Annotated in this window: 25 protein-coding genes; 9 read left to right on the top strand and 16 right to left on the bottom strand. The window is 50.2% G+C overall.

What is annotated here, in order from left to right; genetic code table 11:
• Positions 1-19 precede the first annotated feature (19 nt).
• The 3 genes from can to ABWW03_RS15520 all read right to left on the bottom strand — a co-directional run bounded on the left by can (position 20) and on the right by ABWW03_RS15520 (position 1652).
• Positions 20-637, bottom strand: coding sequence for a carbonate dehydratase (gene can, locus ABWW03_RS15530; RefSeq protein ID WP_353409740.1), 618 nt, complete (start codon positions 635-637; stop codon positions 20-22).
• A 110-nt stretch (positions 638-747) separates the two neighbouring features.
• Entirely contained in the window at positions 748-1128 is a 381-nt protein-coding gene (locus tag ABWW03_RS15525) for an acyl-CoA thioesterase (RefSeq protein WP_353409738.1), read from the bottom strand.
• A gap of 47 nt (positions 1129-1175) precedes the next feature.
• The gene (locus ABWW03_RS15520; RefSeq protein WP_353409736.1) at positions 1176-1652 is read right to left on the bottom strand and encodes an Lrp/AsnC family transcriptional regulator; all 477 of its coding nucleotides are present in this window, start codon (positions 1650-1652) and stop codon (positions 1176-1178) included.
• Positions 1653-1806: 154 nt separating this feature from the next.
• Here ABWW03_RS15520 and hppD point away from each other — a divergent pair, with 154 nt between their 5' ends.
• The gene (gene hppD / locus ABWW03_RS15515) at positions 1807-2883 is read left to right on the top strand and encodes a 4-hydroxyphenylpyruvate dioxygenase (protein ID WP_353409734.1); all 1077 of its coding nucleotides are present in this window, start codon (positions 1807-1809) and stop codon (positions 2881-2883) included.
• Positions 2884-2978: 95 nt separating this feature from the next.
• On the opposite strand, the gene ABWW03_RS15510 is transcribed toward hppD, so the two are convergent.
• Positions 2979-3677 (bottom strand): hypothetical protein, encoded by a 699-nt coding sequence (locus tag ABWW03_RS15510; protein ID WP_353409732.1) that lies wholly within the window; start codon positions 3675-3677, stop codon positions 2979-2981.
• Positions 3678-3936: 259 nt separating this feature from the next.
• Positions 3937-4791 carry a fumarylacetoacetate hydrolase family protein gene (locus tag ABWW03_RS15505; RefSeq protein ID WP_353409730.1) on the bottom strand — a complete coding sequence of 285 codons (855 nt, stop codon included), beginning with the start codon at positions 4789-4791 and terminating at the stop codon, positions 3937-3939.
• 165 nt (positions 4792-4956) lie between these two features.
• Here ABWW03_RS15505 and ABWW03_RS15500 point away from each other — a divergent pair, with 165 nt between their 5' ends.
• Positions 4957-5586 carry a hypothetical protein gene (locus tag ABWW03_RS15500; RefSeq protein WP_353409728.1) on the top strand — a complete coding sequence of 210 codons (630 nt, stop codon included), beginning with the start codon at positions 4957-4959 and terminating at the stop codon, positions 5584-5586.
• On the opposite strand, the gene paaX is transcribed toward ABWW03_RS15500, so the two are convergent.
• Positions 5583-6548, bottom strand: coding sequence for a phenylacetic acid degradation operon negative regulatory protein PaaX (gene paaX / locus ABWW03_RS15495; protein ID WP_353409726.1), 966 nt, complete (start codon positions 6546-6548; stop codon positions 5583-5585). The genes ABWW03_RS15500 and paaX overlap by 4 nt on opposite strands.
• 201 nt (positions 6549-6749) lie before the next feature.
• On the opposite strand from paaX, the gene ABWW03_RS15490 reads away from it, so the two are divergent.
• From ABWW03_RS15490 to ABWW03_RS15480, 3 genes are all read left to right on the top strand, one after another.
• Positions 6750-7298 (top strand): flavodoxin, encoded by a 549-nt coding sequence (locus tag ABWW03_RS15490; RefSeq protein ID WP_353409724.1) that lies wholly within the window; start codon positions 6750-6752, stop codon positions 7296-7298.
• A gap of 136 nt (positions 7299-7434) precedes the next feature.
• Positions 7435-7923 (top strand): Lrp/AsnC family transcriptional regulator, encoded by a 489-nt coding sequence (locus ABWW03_RS15485; protein ID WP_353409722.1) that lies wholly within the window; start codon positions 7435-7437, stop codon positions 7921-7923.
• A 104-nt stretch (positions 7924-8027) separates the two neighbouring features.
• Positions 8028-9491, top strand: a complete 1464-nt coding sequence (locus tag ABWW03_RS15480; RefSeq protein ID WP_353409720.1) for an NADH:flavin oxidoreductase — start codon at positions 8028-8030, stop codon at positions 9489-9491.
• 235 nt (positions 9492-9726) lie between these two features.
• On the opposite strand, the gene ABWW03_RS15475 is transcribed toward ABWW03_RS15480, so the two are convergent.
• From ABWW03_RS15475 to ABWW03_RS15460, 4 genes are all read right to left on the bottom strand, one after another.
• Complete coding sequence (locus tag ABWW03_RS15475) at positions 9727-9936, bottom strand: cold-shock protein (RefSeq protein ID WP_353409718.1); 210 nt, start codon at positions 9934-9936, stop codon at positions 9727-9729.
• Positions 9937-10147: 211 nt separating this feature from the next.
• A complete protein-coding gene (locus tag ABWW03_RS15470; RefSeq protein ID WP_353409716.1) occupies positions 10148-10636 on the bottom strand; it encodes a GNAT family N-acetyltransferase in 489 nt (162 codons plus the stop codon).
• Between the two features lie 42 nt (positions 10637-10678).
• Positions 10679-11089 carry a DUF4019 domain-containing protein gene (locus ABWW03_RS15465; RefSeq protein WP_353409714.1) on the bottom strand — a complete coding sequence of 137 codons (411 nt, stop codon included), beginning with the start codon at positions 11087-11089 and terminating at the stop codon, positions 10679-10681.
• 14 nt (positions 11090-11103) lie between these two features.
• Positions 11104-11481: a hypothetical protein gene (locus tag ABWW03_RS15460; RefSeq protein WP_353409712.1), complete on the bottom strand. Its 378-nt coding sequence runs from the start codon at positions 11479-11481 to the stop codon at positions 11104-11106.
• Positions 11482-11744: 263 nt separating this feature from the next.
• Between ABWW03_RS15460 and ABWW03_RS15455 the strand changes: the two genes are divergently transcribed.
• Positions 11745-13046, top strand: coding sequence for an amidohydrolase (locus ABWW03_RS15455; protein WP_353409710.1), 1302 nt, complete (start codon positions 11745-11747; stop codon positions 13044-13046).
• A gap of 147 nt (positions 13047-13193) precedes the next feature.
• Here the strand turns inward: ABWW03_RS15455 and ABWW03_RS15450 are convergent, their stop codons facing one another.
• A complete protein-coding gene (locus ABWW03_RS15450; RefSeq protein ID WP_353409708.1) occupies positions 13194-14597 on the bottom strand; it encodes a PLP-dependent aminotransferase family protein in 1404 nt (467 codons plus the stop codon).
• A gap of 155 nt (positions 14598-14752) precedes the next feature.
• On the opposite strand from ABWW03_RS15450, the gene ABWW03_RS15445 reads away from it, so the two are divergent.
• Positions 14753-15679 carry a DMT family transporter gene (locus ABWW03_RS15445; protein ID WP_353409706.1) on the top strand — a complete coding sequence of 309 codons (927 nt, stop codon included), beginning with the start codon at positions 14753-14755 and terminating at the stop codon, positions 15677-15679.
• A gap of 230 nt (positions 15680-15909) precedes the next feature.
• Positions 15910-17310: an MATE family efflux transporter gene (locus ABWW03_RS15440; protein WP_353409704.1), complete on the top strand. Its 1401-nt coding sequence runs from the start codon at positions 15910-15912 to the stop codon at positions 17308-17310.
• Here the strand turns inward: ABWW03_RS15440 and ABWW03_RS15435 are convergent.
• On the bottom strand, positions 17307-17915 hold the full coding sequence (locus ABWW03_RS15435) for a class I SAM-dependent methyltransferase (RefSeq protein WP_353409702.1): 609 nt from the start codon (positions 17913-17915) through the stop codon (positions 17307-17309). The genes ABWW03_RS15440 and ABWW03_RS15435 overlap by 4 nt on opposite strands.
• Positions 17916-18102: 187 nt before the next feature.
• Positions 18103-19575 carry an amidohydrolase gene (locus tag ABWW03_RS15430; protein ID WP_353409700.1) on the bottom strand — a complete coding sequence of 491 codons (1473 nt, stop codon included), beginning with the start codon at positions 19573-19575 and terminating at the stop codon, positions 18103-18105.
• A 347-nt stretch (positions 19576-19922) separates the two neighbouring features.
• On the opposite strand from ABWW03_RS15430, the gene ABWW03_RS15425 reads away from it, so the two are divergent.
• On the top strand, positions 19923-20960 hold the full coding sequence (locus tag ABWW03_RS15425) for an MBL fold metallo-hydrolase (RefSeq protein WP_353409698.1): 1038 nt from the start codon (positions 19923-19925) through the stop codon (positions 20958-20960).
• A gap of 33 nt (positions 20961-20993) precedes the next feature.
• Here ABWW03_RS15425 and ABWW03_RS15420 read toward each other — a convergent pair whose 3' ends face one another.
• From ABWW03_RS15420 to ABWW03_RS15410, 3 genes are all read right to left on the bottom strand, one after another.
• Positions 20994-22106 carry a CvpA family protein gene (locus ABWW03_RS15420; protein ID WP_353409696.1) on the bottom strand — a complete coding sequence of 371 codons (1113 nt, stop codon included), beginning with the start codon at positions 22104-22106 and terminating at the stop codon, positions 20994-20996.
• Between the two features lie 47 nt (positions 22107-22153).
• Positions 22154-22777, bottom strand: a complete 624-nt coding sequence (locus ABWW03_RS15415; RefSeq protein WP_353409694.1) for a helix-turn-helix domain-containing protein — start codon at positions 22775-22777, stop codon at positions 22154-22156.
• 84 nt (positions 22778-22861) lie between these two features.
• The gene (locus ABWW03_RS15410; RefSeq protein WP_353409692.1) at positions 22862-25648 is read right to left on the bottom strand and encodes a bifunctional diguanylate cyclase/phosphodiesterase; all 2787 of its coding nucleotides are present in this window, start codon (positions 25646-25648) and stop codon (positions 22862-22864) included.
• Positions 25649-25958 lie beyond the last annotated feature (310 nt).

Raw genomic sequence — 25958 nt, 5'->3', positions numbered from 1 at the left:
CTCGAGGCCGGAACCGCGTTTACACTTCGGTGCGTAATTCACTCGAATCAGATATGCACATATCCAGATCGCGCAAAATGCCATTGTTAATATTGTAAATCCAACCATGGACAGTAAGTTCACTGCCCTCTTTCCAGGCATTTTTCACAATGCTGGTATTGGCCACATTCCGCACCTGTTCCATAACATTGAGTTCGCACATGCGATCAACTCGCTCGGCTTCAGGTAGCGCATCCAACTCATCTTTGTGAAAGCGTGCGACGTCTTTGATGTGACGTAACCAATTGTCGATCAAGCCATGGTCTTCATCTTCCATTGCCGCCATAACACCGCCACAACCATAGTGGCCACACACAATGATGTGTTTCACCTTGATCACTTCCACAGCGTAGTGCAAAACAGACAGCACATTGAGATCAGTATGCACGACCACGTTGGCAATATTGCGATGGACAAACACTTCACCCGGAGGCAAATCAATCAAAGTGTTGGCAGGCACACGGCTGTCTGAACAACCAATCCACAAATACTCCGGGGCTTGCTGTTTGGAGAGGCGAGTAAAAAATTCAGGATCGTTTTCTTTAATAGACTCGGACCATTTTTTATTGGCCTCGAAGAGATAACTCAGCTTTTTCAACGTTGTCTTTCTCCGTTTTCCCCTATAAAACAAGGGTTTTTCTTTAGTATAGCCTCGCAGTGTACCCAGCATAGACAGCCTTGGCCATTACTTTAACGATCCTTAATCACTCAAAACAGCTCAGCAAATACCGTTTTAAGTGATTCATCGATCGCGATGACTTCCTGAGTCTCAGTACAAAAGTTAACGGCAACGGTCTCGCATGTGGCGCAAATGTCGCCATCTTGTCGCAAAACCTGGTACAACTGGAATGAACGGTTCCCGATGTGGCTTAATTCAAGTTCGATGTTAACAGCCTCATGATCGAAGACTTCTCGCTTGAATTGCAGCTCGGTTTTCACGTAAGGCGGCACGAACGCTTTGGCCCGACGCTGGATGATATCATCAAACAACGTAAGGCGTTGGTCATTGAACCAGCGATACAAAACAACATTATCTACGTGGCCTGCCAGATTAACGTCGCCTTTTTCTACAGCGATAGTACTTTCCAAATGGATTCTCCTTGATGCAGCATTTCGCTTCCCGTTGGCAACTGTCTTCAAGCCAGGGGCAGCTGTCGGGTATTCTTAACTTCCAACAGGTTAAAACTCGACACAATATTCTTGACTCCTGGAAACTTCAGAATGCGCTTCATACTGATCTCCCCAAAATGATCAATGTTACGAGCAACCACCTTGAGCAGGTAATCGTATTCACCGCTCATGGCATAGCATTCCGTGATGTATTCCTCGGCACGTACCGCAGCCATAAAATCATCGGTATCGGCTTCAGAGCCCTGCTCAAGATCGACCTGAACAAAGGCCGTCACTTCCAAGCCCAGTCGGCGTTGATCCACCACCGCACAATAGGCCGTGATCACTTTATCATCTTCAAGCTGTTTCACCCGGCGAAAGCAGGGTGATTCCGACAATCCGACCTGTTGCGCCAATTCCACATTGGACATGCGCCCCTGGCGCTGTAATGCCCCCAAAATAGCCTTCTCAGAGGCGGAAAACCTCGGCTTCTCTTCCGACATGGCAAATACCACCCAGTTAAATCACAAAACAGAAAGAAACAACCTAATTATGGCCACATTCCGGTGAAATTAGAAGAATAATTTCTCCCTTCAGGATATATCCTTTGAGCCCAGATTTAGCCGACGATGTATGAAACAGAATAAGGAGCCTGGTATGGCCGATTTATTTGAGAATCCGATAGGGTTATGCGGATTTGAGTTTGTAGAGTTTGCCGCCGCGGAAAAAGGTGTGCTTGAACCCGTATTCGAATCCCTCGGGTTCACTCACATTGCCAACCACCGCAGTAAAGACTGCCAGCTGTGGCGCCAGGGCGACATCAACTTTATTACCAACTACGAAAAGAACAGCCCCGCGTACTTCTTTGCCGAAGAACACGGCCCCTGCGCCTGTGGTCTGGCCTTCCGTGTTCGCGATTCCCGTCACGCTTACGATGAAGTGATCAAACGTGGCGCCCAACCCATGGACATGAAAACCGGCCCAATGGAACTCAACCTACCTGCCATTAAAGGTATTGGCGGCGCAGCTCTGTATCTGGTTGATCGCTTTGAGCCCGAGTCGAGTATTTACGATATCGATTTTGTGTATCTGGACTGTGTTGATCGCCAGCCTGAAGGCTGTGGTTTTAAAGTAATTGATCACCTGACGCACAATGTCTACCGCGGCCGTATGAATTACTGGGCGAACTACTACGAGAAGCTGTTTAACTTTAAAGAGATTCGCTACTTTGATATCAAAGGTGAATACACTGGCCTGCAGTCACGCGCCATGACCGCCCCTGATGGCTTGATTCGCATCCCACTGAATGAAGAAGCGGCCGGTGGCAAGGGCCAGATCGAAGAGTATCTGATGGCGTACAATGGCGAAGGCATTCAACACATTGCTTTCTCCTGTGACGATCTGCTCGCCTGTTGGGACAAGCTGAAGGACAAAGACATTCCCTTCATGACACCACCACCCGACACCTATTACGAGATGCTGGAAGAACGCCTGCCGGGTCACGGTGAACCAGTAGAAGAACTGAAGCGACGCGGAATTCTGCTGGACGGCACCACCGCCGACGGACAACCTCGTTTGCTGCTGCAGATTTTCTCAGAAACTCAGGTTGGCCCGATCTTCTTCGAATTTATCCAGCGTAAAGAAGATGACGGTTTTGGCGAAGGTAACTTTAAAGCGCTGTTTGAATCCATGGAGCGCGATCAGATTCGTCGCGGTGCCTTGGACGTAGAATAAGCATCACGCTTAATCCGCACAGTAAAAAAGAAAAAGGGTCAGCTGAAAACAGCTGACCCTTTTTTATGTCTTGACGTAAGCGTTGCAGATCAAACCTAGTCCTGCTCCACCCCGCTCGCGGTGGGCAACAAATTACTCAAGAAATTCATGATTGCCGCCTGCTGAGATTCCTCCAGTTTTCCTGGCGCGACCAGAGGCTGTGACACAACATACAGAGCCCCTGTGCGCTCATCCCCTCGACCACTGCCGCAATAGCTTGGACCACTCATCGCCCAAGCAGACGTTTTGTGTCCCGCAAGCCCCACCGAACAATTGCCCTCGGCTTTGGCCAGGCCACCGTCGACCGCGTCACCGTTCGCGCTGAAACTGGTCAACACCAAACTACTCACTTCATAACCCGATTGCTCATAAGCAATTGGCGCATCCAACTCACCATCGAACATATCGTCGACATCGTCCGCTACTTTTTCGCCGTTGAGATTGAAGATAGGCGCATTGGAGTCTTGAAAAAGATTACTGGTTTGAACGGTGCCATCGGAATGACTGAACATCGCTTTCCATTCAATATTCGGATCGTCCGTACCTTTGAAGCTGCTGGAGTCCGCTTCCTCATTTGCGATGCGATTGAGCTCTTCAACACTGCTGAACGTGCCGATGTCATTAGCGGCCGTCACAAAGACGATGTAAAAGGTTTCACCTGGTTTAACACCAGGAGGCACCATAACTTCCGGGGCCTCTGCCGCCCGCAAAAATGTACTGAAAAGACAAAAAAAACTAACAGCCAACGCTTTCATGGAAAGGCATCCTTTTCCAAAATTGTTTCGGCTTATCTTTAAAAAAGTGTCTGCGTTTGCGTTCCTTAAATAGGAGCCGTGAATGCCACCCCCAAAAGATAAGTCACTCGATACAATCTAGTACCGAGCCTTCAAACTATCAAAAATCCACCCATCCACTTGTGAACTGAGTCACAATATTTTTGTGACGAATCTTACAGTCACTAGTAGTGGTGAATCATGGCCGTGGCATTATTTCACTGGCAAAATTGGTTGAATTTTAATCTATAATTTGAGTAATTTGTTGACCAAAGGGCTCAGCGAAAATAGCAATCTCGTCACCGGCTTTTAAATAGGATGGATCTTTCGCCCCGCTCTGTATGCCGAGTTTTACTCGCCATGACGCAGGAAGAATATTCGCCAATAATTTCTTAAATGGGGTCATCCGCAATGCTACACCAGCGGGGGTACCAGTCAAAATACAATCACCTGATTTCAGCCCTCGCTCACCTGACGCCTGCAAAGCATAATGCAGCACCTGCTTAGGGCTGTAGATAATATTCCGGCAGTTGTCTCTTTGTTTCTCCACACCATTCACCGTCAAACGCAACTCAATATCGGGAAACGCGTCGGGCAAAATAGATTCCGGGTAATACATGGCATCAGCAACCGGTAGGAAGCCTGGCAAGCTTTTGGACAGTGACCAATAGTCCATCTTCTGCGCTTCGCTCGCTGCCAGTTCCCCGCAAATCTGTAAACTGCGTGCGCTCACGTCATTGGCCAAAAACAATCCCACCTTGGGCATCCATTGCCCATCAGCTAACTGTTCAGCGCAAACCTCTTCCATAAGATATAGGCCTAACTCCACCTCATAGTCCAACATCAAGGGCATTACTTTCAGTAGGCCTTTAAACTGCAACGCCATTTCCGAATCCAGATTTTCCAAGGCTTGCCAAAGCAGCGCTTCCCTTGGCAAAGGTAATTTGCAATCCCCAATCGTATGTTCACAATGCTTAGCAAACATCATTGGCTCTGTTTCTCTAGCTCCCACTTCTTCGATATGAGCACGATAGGTCAACCCCAGAGCAAAAACTTGCCCAATGGTTTCAGGAAATGTTTGTACGTTTGCTTTCATGATGATTCCTTTATTATTGTTATCAGTGACGTCGAATGCAGGCATATTGCGGTATTGTTGGCAAAGTTGTAAAGCCTCGCGAAAACGTCGGTGGTTACTGTGTTAAATTCGAACGCCCTGTATTTACAGATCCAGTGTTTATCAAACTCCGCAATAGGAATCGCAATGCTCACTACCGTGTTATGGCAAAGTCTAGGGATAAAACGGTCAATGGTGCTCATATCGAGTTTTATGATCGCCGCCTGCAGTAGCATCCCCCTTGGTACCCTCTGGCAGTACCGCAATCATGATATTGACGACCTTATGGCGTTGACCCCTGAAAGCATCCGCGCCAAAGTTCAGAGCAGCGAGCAATTGATCGTCAGCAAAACCTCCCTGAGCTTCACCGTTGAATCCGACACAGACAAAAACGACTACCAATTCCCTCTGGAAATTGTTGAACAGAAACAACTGCAAACAGAAAACTGGCTCGGCCAGGCACGCAGGGAAGAATACAGTGTGTGGAAAATAAGTCAGAGCGGCATCGACGATTTCAAACGCTTACAGAAAGACTGGCAAGCTGCGCACACCAACCGCTATCAAGCTAATAAACATGCGGCCCAGGAAACAACCTTGCAACTTGGTTTTGGTGTTTCAAGTCAGTTTGCCGAACACTCCCGCTTTAAAGACGGGTACTTTTCAATCTGGCTAAAACTGGCCGACGACAAAGATTATCAATTGTTTATCGATGAACATTCCACCAATGACATCCACCAACAAGTTAGACGCCAACAGAAACAAAGCACTCAGGATTAATCGCTCAACTCACCAAAACGTGAGTAGTAACTGACTGAGGCCTCTGGTAAGGGGCCGTCGGCGGTTTCCATCGTCTGGCTCAGGTACTGCTTAGCGTAGCGATGAACGCGCTTGTAGATGTTGGCCGTCAACAATTGCGCGGCATTACCCGCCCAATCGTTGGGCAGTAGCTCCTGGGGCAAATCAGAATCTTTCAAGAGAATACGGCGGTATTCATGGACCAATAAAGTACGCAGCTGAAAACAACTTTTCGGATCCAAAGGACCGCTTTTGGGAATAGCCGCTTGCAGAGGACGAAACTTTTCCAGGAACTCAATGTAGCGCGCCTCAAGCTGATCGAGATTCCAGCAACTTGCGGATAACTGCTTCAACGCCGATTGCGATAACAGGTCCTCGGTCGAAGCGGTCATCACCACAACCTTATCGCGAATATTCAGTTCCTGAAGCGTTTCGTCCAGGCTTTGACGCTCTGCCCCGGGATGGGCCAAAACCCCGCCAGTGAGCTGGCCAAAGCCGGCCCAAGTCAGCTCTTTACGCATTTGCTCGCGGGCCTCATCCACCACATAGGCGGGCATCACCAAAGTCCACTTACCATCCCAATTCTGCCGTGACTGGGCGTAGATACGGCGTGCCGCCTTTTGATACTGACGTAAACCGAAATCTGTAAAGCGGTAATAGCTGCGCCGCCCTACTTGGGTGGAATCCAACCACCCTTCCTGAATCAAACGATATACCGATGTTCGCACCAAGCGCTGATTCAACCCAAAGGGCTCCAAGGCTTCAATCAAACTCCCCAGCCACACTGAGCCACCGTGTTGGGAAATTGAATCACCGAACACCGTAATAATCAGCGAACCACCGCGCAGCGGCCGTTGCTTTTGAAAGGCATCCAGCAATCCATCCAGACCGGGCAGTTGTCCGCTGCTGCCAGCATTATTTTCAGGTAGAGAATCGTCAGTCAAAACCATTTCCAAATCAGAAACTTAGCTCACGCAATTCACACAGATTCGTAAGCGGGCATAAACCTGCTAAGTGTACAAAGGCTAGCCCAGCGGTTCAAACCTATTGCCCGCCACTCCGTTCTACAAAACGACAAATGAAACTTGTTAATAATAATCATTGTTATTATCATTGGCAAAAACTAACACTGGAGACCCTACCCCATGAGCGCGATCAGCGATGCCCGAGTGGCCCTGGTATTTGGCACAGACACTGGTAATACCGAAGAGGTTGGCGAAAAAATTTGCGAACAGTTTGCCCAAGCAGCTGTGGCTGTTGAAATGGTCAATATTGTCGATATCGACAGTCAATTTTTCAGTGGCTATGACCTCATCATCATGGGTATTCCAACTTGGGACTTTGGCGGCATTCAAGAAGATTGGGAAGAACGGGAAGACATCATCAGCGACGCCGAGTTAAGTGGCAAGCAACTCGCTCTGTACGGCCTCGGAGACCAACTGGGCTATGGCGACTACTTCCTGGATGCCATGGGCTGGCTGCACGAGCGTGTTCTGAACGTCGGCGCTACCATGATCGGTTACTGGCCCACCGAAGGTTATGACTTTGAAGCGTCTTTAGGCTGCAGTGAAGACAAAAGCTACTTTTTCGGATTAGCCATTGATGATGACCAACAGTTTGAGCAAACCGACGACCGCATTGGCCGCTGGGTTGCCCAGATCTGCCAAGAGTTTGAGGCCGCTGCCGCTGCGTAGCCCTATCTTAAAACACTTATATTGCCGTAAAGGTCGGCCAAACCAAAGGAGTTTGCCTTTGGTTTAGCCGACTATATTTTTATGATTAGCGAGCATAAAATCCCTCGAAAGAGAATATAGCGAGTGATTTTCGCCAATGAACCAAGACGAAGCGATCAAATTGGATAAGATCGATATAAAAATACTCAAGGCACTACAAGCCAATGCTCGTATCAGTAATGCCGAGCTCGCCGAGTGCGTTAACCTCTCTCAAACACCCTGCCTGCGCCGCCTGCGCAAACTTGAAGCCCAAGGCCTGATTAAACAATACCGCACCCAGTTAGATCGTAAGCAGCTCGGCCTGCAAATCTCCGCCTTCGTGTTTGTAAAGCTGGAGCGCAACACCGCTCAAAACGGTCGCGAGTTTGAAGAAGCGGTCTCCCGCCTCCCCCAAGTCATGGAATGCTGTGTTCTCGCCGGTCGCCACGACTATAGCCTGCGCATCGTTACCCGGGATCTCGAATCTTACGAACGTTTTATCAAGCACGATCTGGCCCACGTCGATAAGGTCGCTCACATTGAATCCACCATCATCCTGAACCAAGTACTCGATCGCGCGGTTATCGACCTCGAAAAACCCCTATAAGCGCTTATAGCCTTGTGCTGGCAACAAAACACCCGACTTGCCAAGCATTGCTTTAGAAATTAACATTACATGTAAATTTTTTATTGATAAATGGTTCAGATCTTATGTGGAAGCCGCCCCAGCGCATTAAATACACACCTCTGGAACACCCCTGGCCCAGCCGTGAAGAAGCGGCTCGATCGCGTCTGTTCCAGCGCTTTCAACACGGGCCATTGAGCCTCGAGCAACGCAGCTGGATTCCCGCCATGGTGCCCTGGCGCGCAACCGATGAGGGCTTTGTCTCAGAAAATGTTCTGGATTGGTACCGTCGATTCGCCGAAGGGCAACCAGGGGCAATTGTGATTGAGGCCACAGGCATAAGAGATGTTCCCAGCGGCCCATTGCTGCGAATCGGTCATGACCGTTACCTAGACGGGCTGAAAACGCTGACTCAAACCGTACACGACGCGAGCCAGGGGAAAACTAAAGTCTTTATTCAATTAATCGATTTTCTGTCGATTCGTCGCCGGCCGGAACCCGATAAATTCTTCCAGCGTTTTTTGACCATTGATGATGCTCTGCGCGAACGCTATTGCCAGCTCAAAAACATCGACGATATAAGCGATACAGATTTACGTCAGGCGCTCAGTGAACTGAACGAAGAGGCGCTGGCTCAGGTTCTGGATTCCCGCCAACAGGAATCGCTCTATCAAGGCTTCCGTGAACGGGTGTTCGATCCTGCTCCCCATCTACAAGAACTGCCCGAGGTGTTGCCCGGTCTCTTCGCTGACGCGGCGGCACGCGCCAAAGCGGCGGGTTTTGATGGAATTGAACTGCACTATGCACACGCCTACACCATGGCCTCGTTTCTATCAGCCAGTAATGTCCGAGAGGACGCCTATGGTGGCAGCCGTGAAAACCGCGTCCGCTTGCCTTTGGAGGTCTTCCAAGCCGTCCGTGACACGGTCGGCAGTGATTACCCTGTGGGCTGTCGCTTTTTAAGCGAAGAGATTATTGAAGGTGGCAGCACTCTGGAAGACGCCCGTTTCTTTGCAACCGAGTTTGCCCGCGCCGGGATGGATTTTATTTCCCTTTCCCGAGGTGGAAAATTCGACGACGCCAAACGTCCCAAAGTGGGCCAGGCTGCCTACCCCTACACGGGAGAGTCGGGTTATGAGTGCATGCCCTCGTTTCAGTCGGATGAACAAGGTCCTTTCGGCCGAAATATTGCGCCTACCGCCAGCATTCGGGACAGCATTCGAGCAGCGGGCTTCAATACCCCCGTCATCGTGGCCGGAGGTATTCACAGCTACCAACAGGCTGAGAAGATTCTGCAGCAGGATCAGGCAGACGTTATCGGTATCGCACGGCAAGCCATTGCGGACCCAGATTGGTTTCGCAAAGTGAAAAGCGGTTGCGGTACGGACGTCCGCCTGTGTGAATACAGCAATTATTGTGAACGCCTGGACCAGAACCATCAGGAGGTTACCTGTAATCTATGGGATAAATCAGGACGCGACGAAGAAGGTGTGACGTTGAGCCAGGATGGGCGCCGACGTTTAATTGCACCAGCCTGGAAAAGAAGCTGATCAATCGAGCTGCCGCAAAAAAACCGCTCAAGCCTTCTGATTCGCGCACAGTACAGCGACTGGAACAACGTTAAGCAGGTCTATACAACCTCAAAAGAAACAGCGCAGGGGCGCTTATAGCAGCAGAGAAGGATGGTTTCAGTCAACAGAAAGCAAAACGGAGACACCCGTTGCCCAGAAACAAAAAAGCAAGCCCGGAGGCTTGCTTTTCGAGAGAGAGTCAATCAGTCAGGTCTTAGAGAGCAACGATGTTCTCAGCCTGTGGGCCTTTCTGACCCTGAGTTACTGTGAACTCAACTTTTTGACCTTCGTTCAGGGTTTTGAAGCCATCGCCAGAGATTGCGCTGAAGTGCGCAAATACGTCGGGGCCATTTTCCTGTTCAATAAAACCAAAACCTTTAGTTTCGTTAAACCACTTTACGGTACCAGTAACGGTGTTAGACATAAAATCATTCCTGTATTTGGAAAAAATCGCCCTTAAAGGGCCTGAATTAGCATGAAGAAACAGCCAATAATTTAACAACTACAGGACGAAGACCGAAACAACGCATCGTAATGGAGACTGTAAATAAGCTTGGTTTTCAGCTAGCGGCAGGCTATATAGGCAGGCCCATAATGTCAAGAAATTTCGCACCATTAATCGCCTTAACGGCCATTTAAATACCCTGCAGGAGTTTGTACATGACATGGCAATCCACATAGCCCAAGCGGCCATGCTGATAAGCCTTAGGTAAGGTACCCACAATATCAAATCCCAGCGTTTGCCAGAGCTTAACCGCGACCTCATTTGTCGCCACCACCGAATTAAACTGCATCGCTTTAAAACCGAGCTCCACAGCGACCTGCTGGGAATGTTCACACAGCTTTCGGGCCAGACCTTTACCCCGTGCCGCTTCGCTCACCATATAGCCGCAATTGCACACATGGGCACCTGGTCCCATGCCATTCGCTTTAATGTAATAAGAGCCGAGAACCTGCCCATCTTCAATGTACACGTAGGTTTTCAAAGGCCGCAGGCACCACAATTCATAGGCCTGTTCGTAACTCATATTCGGTTCAAAGGCGTAACTGTCCCGAGCCCCGACAATGGCCGAAAAGCTTGGCCAAAAGGCATCAAAGTCACGCCGTTCAATTTCTTTTATCACACATCACCCATCAAACCACACGATGCCTGAGGCACAGACACCCTATTTAATGTAATAGCCCACCACCCGCCACTGGCCATCATCCTTTTTAAGGGTGACGGTCTCGGTTGCCGAGGGCATTTTTTCAAAACTGGCTTTAAGCACCACCACGATGTACTCACCTTCCGGCGCACCCGGCAATACCGAATGAATATCGCTGCTCGCAATCTCGCGAGTAAGCACCTTGCCGAGTGGCATGCGAGCCTGATTAAGCCCATTCTGCCATTGTTCTTGGGTAACCTGCGCCTTAAAAAACGGAGCGGAAACCTCCCAACTCTCGGCATACTGCCCCGCATCTACCATCCCCAACCAGTCGAGAACTGCTTTGGATTGAATACCCTCTGCAAACACAGAAACCGATATCATAAACAATAAAACAAACCGTTGAACAACTTTCATTTTTCCTAATCTCATTTTTTAACTCCTAGTCATTCCTCGCCCTCAGAACACTCTCCATGCACAGCGTCTCTCACCCAACCCACGCTCAACACATAACGACTGCCTCGCTCTACCCTCGAGACCGAATGTTCAGAAATATCAGGCCTAAACAACTTTAGGCGCGCGTGGTCATAAATGGCAGCCTCACAAAAAAACTCTCCACCTCGCCTGGCTTGTTTCAGTACAATATTTAACCGGTAATGACGTCCGGTTTTCACGGTGTCTTTATGCACAGGAATGTCACTGCCTTCGGGAAATCGAAGCAGATAGATATCAAACGGCAGTGGCCAATAAGCGCCAGCCAGTAACATTTTATCGTAGCCCGAACCCCGTCGGCCTTTTTGCCATCTGAAGAGATGCTTAAGCATACGTTCCTGCCTCGGGAAAAACGAAAGCCGGCCTACGCGGTGTTCCGTGATTTACGGTTTTGTAGATGAGCAAACAAAACCATAGCAGAATCAGAACCTTAGCGTCTAGAACAGTCGAACGACCGAAAACCATAGCGCTGCAAGCGCTGTCTTATATCGATTTCGCGGTACAAGCCACTACCCTATAGGGCGGCAATCCATTAAGGTTAAGGCCAGCTAAATCGTTACAGTTCTAATGCCATAATAAAACCTAAGGAAGTTTTATGTTAAAGCCCATTTCGTTTGCCTTGGTCAGTCTGGCTATAGGCGCAGCCAGTTCCGCTTTTGCCAGTGACAGCGTGAATAAAATGGCCGATAAAATCGAGCCACAAGTGATCGAATGGCGCCATCATTTTCATGAAAATCCAGAGCTTTCCAACCGCGAGTTTGAAACCGCAAAATACATTGCCAAATACCTGCGCAGTTTAGGCTTGGAAGTTCAAACCGGTGTAGCACATACCGGTGTTGTTGCCATTTTAGACAGCGGTAAGCCTGGCCCGGTAGTTGGTCTGCGCGCCGATATGGATGGCCTGCCTGTCACCGAGACCGTTGATTTACCCTGGGCGTCAAAAGCAACATCAAGCTATCGCGGCCAGGAAACCGGAGTGATGCACGCCTGCGGCCACGATACTCATATGGCGATGCTCATGGGTGCCGCTAACATTCTGGTTAAGCACAAAGATCAGTTGCGCGGCAAAGTGAAGTTTATCTTCCAGCCTGCTGAAGAAGGCGCGCCAGACGGTGAAGAAGGTGGTGCTGAGTTGATGGTCAAAGAAGGCGTACTGAAAAACCCGGATGTCGACGCCATTTTTGGTCTGCATATTAATTCCCAAACCGATGTGGGCATTGTTAAATATCGCAGTGGCGGCATCATGGCTGCGGTAGACCCCTACAAAATTGTCGTAAAAGGCAAACAAGCGCACGGCGCCTACCCGTGGTTGAGTACGGACCCGATTGTCACGTCCGCTCAAATTATTATGGGCCTGCAAACCGTAGTCAGCCGTGAAGCCGATTTAACCCAATCCGCAGCCGTAGTAACCGTTGGTAAAATTCAGGGCGGCATTCGCTCAAACATCATTCCCAATGAAGTTGAAATCATCGGTACCATTCGCACCCTGGACGAAAATGTTCGTAAGAAAGTGCATGAAGGCGTCCGCCGCAAGGCTGAGTACATTGCAAAAAGCATGAACGCTACTGCGGAAGTGACCTTACCTCTGAATTACAGCTACCCGGTGACTTACAATACCCCCGAACTGATGCGCCAAATGCTGCCTACCCTGACCCGCACTGCGGGCGAGTCCAATGTGCAAGAGGTTAACCCAGTAACAGGTGCTGAAGACTTCTCCTTCTTCCAAGAAAAAGTGCCGGGTGTTTATCTCTTTGTTGGCGGTAAAGCCAAGGACCGTCCATTGAGCGAAGCTCCTGCGCATCACACGCCCGAGTTTCAGGTGGAAGATTCCGGTATGAAGTTGGGCGTTAAGCTTCTGGCCAACTTAACCATGGATTATATGAACCAGAAGCAATAAAACGCTTGCGGGTTTAATCGACACACGATTCACGCCGATTAAACAGAGTTTTCGAGGAGCTAACGGGCCATGGCGATCGGATTCGCTATGGCCCGTTTTTTATTGGCCTAGTGATTCAAACTCTGCCCCCGACAGCACAAACTCCAACTAAGAATCCGACAGGATTCTGTCTAGCAGCGTTAATGCCTCCGGTCCGGTATTGGCCACATTAAAGCGCATGGAATTTTCACCCTGCCCATCCGCTCGAAATACATTCCCTGGAGCCAAAACCATATCGTGCTCCAAGGCCTTTTGAGCCAACTCTGAAGAATTTAATGGTCCACTCGGCACCGTTGCCCACAGGAACATGCCGTGCTCCGCTTGACCAAAGATGTCAAAACCCAGCTTTTCCAAGCCTTCACTGGCGCATTCTCGGGCGTTGTCCAGGCGCCCGTGCAAACGGCGCACGTGCTTGCGGTACACACCTTCGGCCAGCGTATGATGAATCGCACGCTCCGCAATCTCGCTCGACGTTAATTGGGTTAGAAGTTTTAAATCCATCAACTCGGCGGTGAGATCCTGGCGGCAGGCGATATAACCCACGCGCAGTGCAGCAGAGACCGTCTTTGAAAAACTACTGACATAGATAACCCGATTCAACTGATCCAGAGAAGCCAACCGCGGCCCAGGATTCGGATGCAAATCGCCGTAAATATCGTCTTCGAGAATATAAAAATTATGTTGCTCAGCCAGCTTCAATAATTCATAGGCAATCGCCGGACTGATGCAGCTGCTGGTAGGGTTATGCAAAATGGCGGTGGTGATCATCAACTTCGGTTTATGAAGCGCCAGTTGGGCTTTTAGGGCTGGAATATCCGGCCCATCCTCCAACCGAGGGACAGCCAGCACTTCGACTCCCGAAAGCTTCAGCATGCCGAAGAGATTAAAATACGCCGGGTCATCGATCAGCACTTTATCCCCCGGGCGCAATATCAAACGGCAAACCAAGTCGACACCATGGGATGCCCCGTGGCAGGTCACAATTTGCGGGACATCGGCGCGAATACCAGCCTCTTCCAAACGTCGCACCAATTGCTGGCGCAGGGGAACATAGCCGCCGGCCTGGCTGTAATCCACCAAATGCGCACCGCCATTTCGCGATAATTGACGCAAACTGCGTTGCACATTGGCCGGGTCCATCCAGTCGGCCGGCAACCAACCACAGCCTGGCTGGAAGCGATACTGACCATCCTTCAACGCCTGACGCAACAACCACAGTACATCACCGGCTCGATCCAGCTGACAGGCCGTGTGTACCTTAACCGGAGCCGCCACCTTGCCCACATAAAAGCCCGAGCCCTTGCGCGATTGCAAATGACCCGACGCCACTAATCGATCGTAAGCCTGCACCACCGTAAAACGACTCACACCATGCTCCTCAGCAAAACGGCGAATCGATGGCACCTTGCTGCCCGAGCGAATACTGCGTTGCTCAATACGTTGACTGAATCCCTGAACGATCTGCTCGACCAAAGGCTGTTCATCGTGGCGATTAATAGGAAGTAACGCCAATGGGGGCTCCTTCGCCGATCGATCCGGCGTGAAAACTGTATCGGTAAAAGCACCATGACAGTGGCATATACTGTATCGCAAACTGTACATGTATTGTCAGGCAAGAATGACTTATCTTTTCATAAACCCAAAACCATAGCAATGAGTGAACGACCGTGAACAATATCAGCCTGTACTTGACCACCGTTCTGATCTGGGGCTCAACCTGGATCGCCATTACCTTTCAATTGGGAGAAGTGGCACCACTGGTCTCGGTGGCCTATCGCTTTGCGCTGGCTGGCATTCTACTGATGCTCTTCTGTGCCCTGCTCAACAAACGTTTGCGGTTTGGATGGCGTGAACATTTGTCGATGTTTTTGCAGGGCAACTTTTTATTCGGTTTGAATTACTGGTTGATGTATCTCACCACCGAACGCATCAGCTCCGGTTTGGTCGCTGTTATTTTTGCGGGCATTGTATTTTTAAACATACTCAATGGACGACTGTTTCTTGGGCGACCGATTCAGATGCACGTGTTGCTCGCGGCCTGTATCGGTATCTGTGGTATTGCCATGGTATTTTGGCCAGAACTGGCCGCCGTCGAGAGCCAAGGCGGCGATATTTGGGTCGCTTTGGCCCTGGGACTGGGAGCGACCTACTGTGCCTCACTTGGGAATATTGTGTCATCCCACAATCAGCAACGCAGCATTCCCGTTCTGCAGGCTAATGCCTTTGGCATGAGCTACGGCGCCTTAAGCATGATGCTGGTTGCCGCCGTAATGGGGCTTGAATTCAATTTTGATACGCGCACGGAATACATCGTGTCACTGATGTACCTCTCGGTGTTCGGATCCATCATCGCTTTCAGCTGCTACCTGACCCTGGTCGGTCGCCTGGGTGCCGACAAGGCATCCTACGCGAGCCTGTTGTTTCCCGTTATCGCCCTGCAACTTTCGGCGTGGTTCGAAAATTTTCAATGGACTTGGCTCAGCGTCATGGGCTTGTGTCTGGTGTTGCTTGGTAATGTACTGATCATGACTCCGCGGCAACGTATTCTCGCGATTCTAAATCCGGAACAGAAAGTAGAAGCGCCAGAATCCTGAGGGTATTGGCCGCCGATGAAGGCATGACCATTTCGCACCATTTAGGGTGACACAATGGCCCTGTTCAGAAAATCGACAGGGCTGTTACACTGAGCGGATAATCAAAATGCCGCTTCCTGCCTTTCACGGTTCCCTAACATCAAACACTCGTGCTGCAAAGAACACGGGCAAAGAACGGGGGAAACACAGGAGCAACTGGCGGCTCACCACAGCGGAATAGCCAAACCTTCATGGACACTGACGCGCGCCAAGCCAAACCACATCCAGAGGGTGCCAAGCGAGAGGCCAATCAGAATACACAAGCAGGCCCCAGCATTCTCGGACTTGCCCTGCCCAGCATCTCTCTTTTTCTGATTTTCAATCTGGTTAACCTCGCGGTGATCAAAATTGTCGCCACTTTAGGCACAGCCGAAGTGGCCGCAGTTACGACAGGCTCAAGAATCTTTTTCATTGTGTATGCCGGTATCATGGGCTTAAGCGCCGGAGCAACAGCCTTGATTGCTCACGCCTGGGGCGCCAAAAAACCCCACGATGCCGCACTGTTTGCCAGCTTGAGTGTAAAGCTCGGTATTGCTTTGAGTATTGTCGCGAGCCTGATCTTTATGTGGCTCGTGCCACACCTTGCAGACGTCTTTCAACTGGCAGGACCTGCAAAGGAAGCCACTATTGATTACGTGCGATTTTCCAGTGCTTTTAACGCAAACTTTGCCATCATTGTATTGATTACTTCAGCCTTACGCGCTACCGGCGACGGCTGGGTGCCGCTGTATATCACAGCGCTGTGCAACGCACTGTTTCTTCCATTATGTGCGGCACTGACTTACGGCTGGCCCCTGTTGAACATCCCTGAACTGGGAATTCGCGGTACCGCCCTCGGCGGCGGAATTGCCTACGTTATTGGCAGCATGTTTACCTGGGTACTGTGGCGACGCCATTGCCTGCAACTGCCTTATCGAGACAGTAATATAAAACGGGACTGGCACGCGGTTAAAAAACTCTGGGCGATTTCCTACCCCGCCATCGCGGAGCAACTCGTTATTCAAATCGCACTGTTTTTATTTCTGAGCGTCGTCGCCACATACAGCACCGAAGCCTTCGCAGCCTATGGGGTGGGCCTAGGCATTTTATCCATAACCATCGTGATTGGTGCCGGCTTTGGCGTAGCGGCGTCTGCACTCGTTGGTCAGGAGCTGGGGGCGGGAAACCCGGACCGCGCCGTCGGCATTGGGTATCGCACTTTGTTTTGGGCTGTGTTAACCATGACCATCATGGGCGGACTCACCATTTACTTTGCTACACCACTGGCAAGTTTTATGGTGAACGATCCTGAGGTGATACGCCTGACCGCTGTGTTTTTATTGATGCTCGGTATTTCACAACCTCTGATGGCAGTCGACTTTGCCTTAGGTGGGGCACTGCGCGGCGCAGGTGACACCCGCTTTCCTCTGCTGTCTACTTTCTGTGGTTTTCTGCTCACTCGAATGGCTGCTGCCCTGTTGTTTAAGTTTTTAGGGCTGCCGGTGGAATGGATATTTGGCGCGCTGATCGCCGACTATATCGTGAAAGCGGTTTTGATTTTCTACCGTTTTTATTCTAAGGTCTGGTTACGCCCACATATGGGCACGGGCTAGATCTTACTTGCGATGATATACACATGCTTTTCTGGATACTGATCCAACTCGACATGTTTGATCGCCATACCTTGAGTCAGTAAGCACTGAATGTTTTTCTCGATACCGATCGAACTGTAATAAAACTCATCTTCAAGCCAGGTGTCCGTATGCCAACCGTCACCATCACCCAAGGTATACACAAATACACCCCCAGGGCTTAGGCAGCTGCAGAGTTTTTCCAACACTGGCTCCTGTTGCTCATAAGGCAAACAAAACAAACTGTCCCAGGCGAGAATAAAGTCATAGTTCTTATCCACCTGCCAGTCACAGATGTCCTGGTGATAAAAATTGTGCTCAGGATGCTGCGCGCTGGCCAGCTTGATCATTTCGACCGACACATCCAGTCCCGTGATCGAGAAACCTTTTTCTTCCAGAGCTCGAACCAAACGACCGCCAGCGCCACAACCAATATCCAGTGCCTCGCCACCTTGGAAGTCTTCTCGATCAACAGCGTAACGCAGAGCTCGCTCACACTGCGTCACGCCATATTCTGAGTCTTGGTGTCGGTCGTGCCACCATTGGGCAATTTTGTCGTACTTCCTACCAAGTTCCTGCGGATCCATAAATATGCTACTCCGTATGTACGCTGCATGTTACGCCCGTGTTTTCCGAAACCAACTCCCCCAAACCGCCCATCTAAAACGTTGACCGGAGACGGCTCACAAAAAAGCCGCCAATAGGCGGCTTTACGCTAAACGCTTTGTGCACTATTACTCAACAACCTTGAGATAAAGCTATGCCTTACTGCGTTTATTTTTTGACACGGTAGTCCAAAGGTGGCTGACGATCGCCCAGCAATGCTTTGTACTCGAAATTTTTACCGCGGCGCTCATCAAACTCCGCTTTCGCTTGAGCGATAACGGCGGGTTGCTGGTACAGATCGATCATAGTCGTCGCCATGGTTTTGGCAGCCAACAACATGCCTTTGTGGCCAATACTGGTGCCGCCAGCCGCTACGGCTTGCCAGCTGTGGGCCGACGTACCTGGCACCCAAGTTGCCGTGCGCAGGCCAACCGTTGGAACTACCCAGCTGACATCGCCCACATCCGTCGATCCACCGGAAGAATTAATGGCTTTGCTGAAAGGGTAAATTTTAGCTTCATCACCGACGGCTTTTTCGCCACGCTCACCAAGACTTAAGCGAATTTTATCGGCAAACGCCTGTTCTGCAGGGCTGTAGTTAAAGCCACCAAACTGCTCCAGACTGTTGTGCATGAGTTCCGCCAAGGCCACATTGGGTAGCACACTGTGATTGCCATGGATAACTTCCCATTCCACCTTGGTGCCTGTTCCCATTGCAGCGGCTCGGGCGATATCTTCAACACGCTCCCAAATGGGCACCAGAGATTCCGCGGCCGGGCTGCGCACATAGTAAAAAACTTCCGCAAATTCCGGTACGACATTCGGCGCTTCGCCGCCATTGGTAATGACATAGTGAATACGCGCATTACTGGGAATGTGCTCGCGCATCATATTGACCATGATGTTCATCGCTTCTACGCCGTCCAAAGCGGAGCGGCCATATTGAGGCGCCGCAGAAGCATGGGACGCGATACCATGAAAACGAAACTTGGCGGATTTATTCGCCAGCGAGGTCCCCACTGGAGCAATGTTTTTATTGGCCGGGTGCCAGTGCAGCATGATGTCAACATCATCAAACAAGCCTGCGCGCACCATGTACACTTTACCGGAGCCCCCCTCTTCGGCCGGCGTTCCGTATAAACGAATTTGCCCTGGCACCTTATTCGCCGCCAACCATTCTTTCACGGCAATTGCAGCGGTCAACGAACCTGCACCGAACAAATGATGGCCACAGGCGTGACCAGAATTCATTCCCTCTTCCGCAACCTTCTCAGGCTTAGCCGCTTGGCTGAAACCAGGCAAAGCATCCATTTCAGCGAGAATACCAATCACCGGGCCGCCTTTTCCATAGGTCGCCACAAAGGCGGTTTCGGTGCCCGCCAGGCCCTTCTCGATATTGAAACCCGCCTGCGTCAACAAGCGCTGCATTTCCGCAGAGCTTTTATATTCCTGATAACCCATTTCAGCCCAGGACCATAACTGATCAGCCAGACCGGTGGATTGCGCTTCCTGTTTGGCAACCGATTGCTCGACAAACAAGGCATTGGGACTTTTTTCAGCAGCAAAGCTCGTATGGGATAATGCCAGTGCACTCAAGCCACTGAGGGCTGTGACAGACAGGCGCTTAAGGGATTTCATCATTCGCGTCTTTTCCTTTTTAGGGTTATTCAGCTCTGGCATTGTTAAATCGTGTCTAAAAATGCCGCAATTGTCCTTTTTAGACAGATTGCTTGATCCTTTTTACCATTGTTCAAACAGCGGGAACACCTAGTATTAAGAGGTAGAAATTATGTCGCGTAACACGGGTGAAAGCCAGCCGCTTTCATACTGTGTTTACAAGCCGCACATTCGCTACAATTCCCATGGGTATTTGCACACAAATAAACGGGTAGACCTAAGCCCGCGGGCCTATAATAAAAGGCCCTGGCATACAGAACCCCGTAAGTAAAAAAAGAATACGCCCGGCCAGCCGATAAAGAGAGAGTGATATGAGCGACTACAGTATTGAATACAGCGACCTGGCCATTCCTGAGCCCGGCGATTTAACCGAAGTCGCAACCGGCGTCTACTGGATTCGTATGCCAGTCCCCTTTCACCCTAAACATATTAATGTGTATTTGTTACAGGATGAGAAAGGCTGGTACATCGTTGATACCGGTATTGGCAGCCAGGAAACCCGAGACCTTTGGCAACAAATCTGTAAGCGAATGATGCAGGAGAAGCCCCTGATTGGTGTGATCGCCACACATTTGCACCCAGATCATCTGGGCTTGGCCGGTTGGTTGTGCGATCAATACCGCGCCAGCTTTTACATCAGTCAACGTGAATACCTGACCGCGCGCGCTTTGTTCAAGGGCAATAACCGCGAAGATAATTGGGAATTAACTCAGTTTTACCACCGCTGTGGTTTGAATGAAGAACAAATGGAAGACTTCATTAAAAATACCGGCAGTCTCTCAAAAATCACCGCCCCACTGCCCATCAGTTATGAACGCTTGAGCGAAGGCCAGACACTCACCATTGGCGGTCGCCACTGGCAAGTCATTATTGGCTATGGCCACTCACCCGAACACGCCTGCCTGTATTGTCCGGAACTCAATATCTTATTATCGGGTGATCAAATTCTGCCAAAAATCTCTCCCAATATCAGTGTGCAATCCTTGGAGCCCAACCAGTCGCCCTTGAGCGAATATCTGGTTTCGATGGAAAAGTTTTTCGATTTGCCGACAGATTGCCTGGTCTTGCCATCCCACGGCGACCCATTTTACGGTCTGCACAGTCGCCTGAACCAATTGAAACAGGGACACCAACGGGACTTGGATGGATTATTGGAAGCCTGTGAACATCCGCTGCGCGCAGTAGAAACCATCGAAGTAATTTACAAACGTGAACTACAAGGCATTCAGTTCCGTTTAGCGATGGGCGAAGCCCTGGCCCACTTGAATCATTTGTGGAAACAGGGGCTGATCAGCCGAAGCTATGACGAAGATGGTTGTTATCGCTACCAAAAGCTTGCAGCGGAATAGCCACCTGAAACTCGGGGCCATTCCTGACGGATCTCAATCCGGCTTTTTATCGGAGTAGTGATGGCGGCCGTCAGAATCTACCCAGTGGTATACCTTGCCACTGGGTTCCGGATAGTCCGCCTTTTCATCCAAGCTTGAACCAGCCTCATCGTTGCCTCCATCCAGCGCGCCCTCATTAGGAGCGTCGGTTGAGGGCTCAGGGTTTTGAAATGCTTCAAGAATTTCGGCAAATTTAGGGTTGGCGAACAAAGCAAAATAATCCTTGTTTTGCACCTGGCGTTGCAGTTCAGGGTCTTGCAGAATCCGTTGTATTTTAGGGTCCCGGCGCAAACGATCCATACGAGTAAAGGCACTGCTCACCGTACTTGCCAACTCTTCTTGATCGTCGCTGGAATTTAAACCACTCTCTTCCACCAAGGCTTTCATTGCAGGCTCCTGCATAACCGCCTGAAACTTTCTGTCCTGCACCAACGCCTTGCTATTGCCACTGCGCATTAACGTCAAACTGTTGCGATCCTGCATCAACCGCTTGAAAGAATCGCTGCTGCCAATGCTCTTTAAACGCTGGGCATTCTCGACTGGATTCCGCATGATCGCGGTCACCATGGCCTGTTCCTGCTTTTCGGCACCAACCACCTGCAACAACTGAGCACTGATCGACCCCATTAAATCTTGTGAGGTTTCAACAAGCCTCACATCAAAAGTTTGTTCCGGCTTCGCTTGTATTTGAGGAAACTGAACAGACAATAACGACAAGGACCAAATTAAAAACAGCGCGAATGCCGCTCCCAGACTACCCCCCAAAATGGCTCCCACCGGGCTTTTAGCACTGCCTTTGTCCTCTTCCGAAGGTGGCTGCCAGGGCAGGAACAATTTCAACAAGCCAAACAACAAACGAAGCGTTAGTGAAATAGCCAGACCACCGAGTACCAGGATGCCGCCACCTGCGGCCATATAACTGAGCAGATAGCTCAATTCAGCACTCTGCTGTAGATACGTCGCGAGGGGTTTCAAATACAGATACAGTAAAACGTAGGCGCCGATAAAAGACAGTAAGCGAATCAGTGTCGTTAACCAGCCACTTCGCCAACCAATCATCAAACCAACAATCAGACTAACGAATAAAACGATACTAAACGGCCCCATACCCGCCCCTTTTATTTATTTGTGTTACACACTCAGGTCGCAAAACACTAACGGGTTGTCACCCACAGCACTTGGGCATCCTCCTCGCTGAGCGACACCAGGCAATGCCCCATTTTGGCGTCGTAATACATGCTGTCACCTTCTTCGAGCTCAACAGGCTCATAAAATTCAGTATGTACCGCCACACGCCCAGACAATACCAACAGGAATTCCTCACCTTCGTGACGCACCCAGTCTTCAAAATCGTCGAATGACCGAGCCCGTACTGTACATTTGAAAGGCACCATTTTTTTATGGCGGATGTCCGACGCCAGTAACTCATGCTCATAGGTGCTGGTGGGGTGAGCTTTGCCCTGGTCTCTTCGGGTAACGTCTCGTCTCCCAGTTGCTTCTGGGCCGTCTGCCGGTGGCACAAACAATTGCGGGATGTCGATACCCAGGCCTTTAGTCAGCTTCTGAACAGCCTGGAAGGTGGGCGAAATTTGCTCGTTTTCGATCTTGGACAGAGTGGAGCGCGCCAGGCCCGTCAGGTTACTGGCTTCTTCGAGGGTCAAGCTGTTGGCAAGGCGAATTTCCTTTAAACGCTTACCCAACTGCAACGGCTCTACGAATTTGTCATCGTCCTTACGGGCCACGGCCAAAACCGACACATCACCGCTCTCTACACTCACTGCTGCACCTGCTGTTTTATGAATAGGCGGCGATTATAACTTGAGCAGGGAGGAACTTCGATAGACAGCCATACGAGAGCCCAATTAGCGGTCACCGGCAATTTTGATGGGTGCATTACGCTCGCGCAGCCAATGCTTAAATTCGGCCAGAGGCATAGGCCGAGCTAAAAAGAAGCCCTGAGCCATATCACATTGACGCATTTGTAATAGTCGCAGCTGCTCTTCGGTTTCCAGACCTTCTGCCACAACAGACAAGCCCAGTTTATGGGCCATGGCCAGGATACTTTCTACCAAGGCCAGATCTTCCTGATCCTCTTCAACATCACGCACAAATGAGCGATCAATTTTGAGCCAATCCACCGGAAAGCGTCGCAGATAACTCAGTGAGGAATAACCGGTACCGAAATCATCGATGGCAATCTTGATACCCCCCTTCCGAAGCTTGTCGAGGATCTGGTACACCTGATCGTCCTCCATAAGGATCGACTCAGTAATCTCAATGGTGATCGGTGGGCGCTTTGCCGATGACAACAAGGTGCTCAACCAAGGCTCTTCGCCATCATCTACGGAACCGAAAAACTCCCGGTAGGACTTGTTCAGTGAGAGCCCGATATTCAAGCCAAAATCGTCGTTCACTTCGAGAATATCCGCAATCGCCGTTTTCATCGAGATTTCGCCCAATTGGGAAATCAGCCCAACGTCCTCGGCCAGAGGAATAAATTTATCCGGCGGAATATAGCCCTGCTCAGGATGCTGCCAACGCAACAAGGCTTCCACTTCACAAACATCACCACTTTTCAGATCCAGAATCGGCTGATAAAACACTTTTAACTGTTCGTGCTCAATCGCGTCAATCAAATCCATGTGCATGCGCAAACGCTCATCGGCATCGTTTTGCATGGTCGTGGTATAAAAACGGAAACGGTTACGACCCAGCTCTTTCGCGGCGTACATGGCCTGGTCGGCATTTTTCAGCAGAGTTTCCGCGCAATTGGCATCATCCGGAAACAGGGTGATGCCGATACTCGCAGTTACGTAGATTTGATTGCCGCTGATACAAATAGGCAATTTAAGTTCTTCGATGATTTTGCGAGCCACAATCTCGACACACTTGGCACTTTTGATCTGAGTGGCAATCAGGGTGAACTCATCGCCACTGCGGCGGGACAAGGTATCGGTCTCTCGCGTACAACGGTTAAGTCGTTCCGCCACGGTTTGCAAAAGTTGATCGCCTACCGCATGACCAAGGGAATCGTTTACGGATTTAAATCGATCCAGATCGATAAACAACAATGCAAATTTTTCTCCGCTGCGATTGGCGCTGGCTACCGCGGAGATCAATCGATTATCAAACAAGCTGCGGTTGGGAAGCTGAGTCAGAGTATCATAATTGGCCTGACGCAAGATCGTCAGTTCCGACTTTTTACGCTCGGTGATGTTTTGAATCGCCCCTTTGATTTTCACCCGGCCTTCATCGCTGATTTCCGAGTACGCCTGAATCGCCACCCATTTATGGCGACCATCATCCAATAGCAATTCAAGTTCCAACGACGTTTCACTGGCGTTGTCAGACAAACTTCTCAAGGCTTCTCGAACCTTGTCGCGACAGGTAGGTTCGATGAGATCTAAAAATTCGACGTCATGGAGTGGTCCGCGACTGAATGGCACCCCCAAAATTTTAAACACTTCTCGAGACCAATAAATAAAGCCTTTATCAATCTCGTACTCAAATCCCCCAACGCTGGCGATGCGCCCAACCTGAGCCAGCATGCGTTCGCGATAGCGCAATGCTGAAATCAGATTCTTACGTTCATTGCCCTGGCGAATACGTACATGCAGGAAAAACGCGCCCGCCAAAAGCAACAATAGGAAGCCCAAACGCAAGCCATTGAGGGCCGATGCCAAGCCTTCCGGAAGCTTGTTCGAGATCGATGCCAACTGCCACATTTCGGCGCCAATCAACATTTCACTGACAACAGGGTTTTGCTCAAACACTTGTGGGTCACCAAAAAATACCGAACGCTGTTCGCCGTTCAAGCCTTTTTTGCGAATCGCAATTTCCTGATCGTTGGCCAGATCATTCACACCTGCGGCCTGATAGACGTCATCAACAATCATTGGCGACGAAATGATGCCCCAGAACACTTCCCTTCCCGTAACCGAATCGGCGTAATACACCGGCGCCCGACCGATAAACGCCCAACCACCCTGCACAATATTTACAGGGCCGGCGACCAGCATCCGACGCATATTTTTTACCCGCAACACGTCTTCGCGTTGTCCCGGTGTCGACATATATTCCAGACCGATCACCGCCTCATTACCTTTTTCCGGATAGACATACTTCACAACATAGTCTGGCGCGGCCGCAAAGTTCAGCAATAGAGTTTCAGTTCGCAGGGTTTCTTTTGCATAGAGATTGAACTCACGCTTGCTCAAATCAGGGTTCGCAGCGATGGCGATTCCCATCCCTTTGATCAGCGAGAGGTTATTATTGAGAATACTTTCGAGATTGGCCCGGACCATACCCAGGCGACGAGCAATATGAGCACGATCGTCCTGCTCATAACGATAACGGATGTAGCTTTCCAGCCATAACTCCAAGCCTAACAGGGCTGAGAGAATAAAGGCTAATGAGAGCCACTGCCCCCGTGTACGCAGATTGATAAACGCCAGAACCAACACCGAAACCAGCAGGGCAATCGATGCGACCACCGCACCGACCAAAAGCGTGGACGCCTCGCGCAACCTCAGATCAAGAAACTGATGGGAAACCGCCGCCGTCGTTTCAGGCAGCTCGACCACCTCAAGGCCGGGGCCATTGGATGCCCCGTATACAATGCCGCCTTCTGCACCACTGTATGACACCATGGCAAAACATAAAACGCAGGCGCACAACACTGGCCTTAAAAGGCCAAATATCGGCATGTTGCACAAGTTTTGTCTAAGGGCCATATATCTTTCCAAAATCCGCAGTTACCCTGGTCTCAATACCCTCCAATGGTAAATGCTGGTGGCCCGATCGGCTCTGGGCCCGTAAATCTCTGATTTAACAGAAGCTTTAGAATGTATCGCCCAGTCTGACCATAGCTTAAGCAATTATTGATTGTCCTTAAGGCCGTGTCGATATTTAGTTGGCATCTAAATGGCCAAAATGTGTGCCCTGCACCGTTCAAAGGTA

This window comes from Pseudoteredinibacter isoporae, from assembly GCF_040372805.1.
In the GTDB taxonomy this organism is placed as follows: domain Bacteria; phylum Pseudomonadota; class Gammaproteobacteria; order Pseudomonadales; family Cellvibrionaceae; genus Pseudoteredinibacter; species Pseudoteredinibacter isoporae_A.
The sequence above is the reverse complement of the archived record's forward strand: the minus strand, read 5'-3'. Positions and strand labels throughout refer to the sequence as shown.